General features: G+C 51.5%; 1 tRNA gene and 2 rRNA genes. All 3 read right to left on the reverse strand.

Annotation, left to right across the window (positions count from 1 at the left end):
- Window positions 1-152 (reverse strand): 23S ribosomal RNA (locus CXK86_RS31745); the annotation flags it as partial.
- Window positions 153-362: 210 nt separating this feature from the next.
- Window positions 363-438, reverse strand: a tRNA-Ala gene (locus CXK86_RS31750).
- Between the two features lie 108 nt (window positions 439-546).
- Window positions 547-1,218: ribosomal RNA gene (locus CXK86_RS31755) — 16S ribosomal RNA — on the reverse strand; the annotation flags it as partial.

A 1,218-nucleotide genomic window follows, 5' to 3' on the forward strand; every position in this document is an offset into this window, starting at 1 on the left:
GTAACTGGAAATTACCCCAGCTGGGTTTCCCCATTCGGACACCCCCGGATCAAAGCTTGCTTACAGCTCCCCGAGGCAGTTTCGTTGTTCGCCACGTCCTTCATCGGCTCCTAGCGCCTAGGCATCCTCCGTGTGCTCTTAGTAGCTTAACCATTGCGCTCGTGTTCGAGCTGTCGCTCCGCTTGGTTTGGACTACGTCCAAATCCAAAAGTCGCTCCATTTCGATCACTCGCTCCAGCAATCTACCTTATAAAAACACTTCACTTGTTTACACAAGATCAGCTTAAAGGAATGTTCTAATTCGCGTTTGTTTCGTTTCGATATCTAGTTTTCAAAGAACAAGCCAAATAGATGAAATTGTTTGGTGGAGCCAAGCGGGATCGAACCGCTGACCTCCTGCTTGCAAGGCAGGCGCTCTCCCAGCTGAGCTATGGCCCCTCAAATTCCATCAAAACTGAACAAATGGATAAGTAACTGTGTTGCTGTTGCAGGTTCTAAGAACCTGCATATTTGAATGTTTCCGTTGCAGGAAACGATTCTCCATAGAAAGGAGGTGATCCAGCCGCACCTTCCGATACGGCTACCTTGTTACGACTTCACCCCAATCATCTATCCCACCTTCGGCGGCTGGCTCCTTGCGGTTACCCCACCGACTTCGGGTGTTATAAACTCTCGTGGTGTGACGGGCGGTGTGTACAAGACCCGGGAACGTATTCACCGCGGCATGCTGATCCGCGATTACTAGCAATTCCGACTTCATGCAGGCGAGTTGCAGCCTGCAATCCGAACTGAGACCGGCTTTGTTGGGATTGGCTCCATCTCGCGATTTCGCAGCCCGTTGTACCGGCCATTGTAGTACGTGTGTAGCCCAGGTCATAAGGGGCATGATGATTTGACGTCATCCCCACCTTCCTCCGGTTTGTCACCGGCAGTCTATCTAGAGTGCCCACCCGAAGTGCTGGCAACTAAATATAAGGGTTGCGCTCGTTGCGGGACTTAACCCAACATCTCACGACACGAGCTGACGACAACCATGCACCACCTGTCTCCTCTGTCCCGAAGGAAAGATACATCTCTGTACCGATCAGAGGGATGTCAAGACCTGGTAAGGTTCTTCGCGTTGCTTCGAATTAAACCACATACTCCACTGCTTGTGCGGGTCCCCGTCAATTCCTTTGAGTTTCAGTCTTGCGACCGTACTCCCCAGGCGGAGTGCTT

The sequence above is a fragment of the Paenibacillus sp. BGI2013 genome, from assembly GCF_002843485.1.
Classification (GTDB): Bacteria; Bacillota; Bacilli; order Paenibacillales; family Paenibacillaceae; genus Paenibacillus; species Paenibacillus amylolyticus.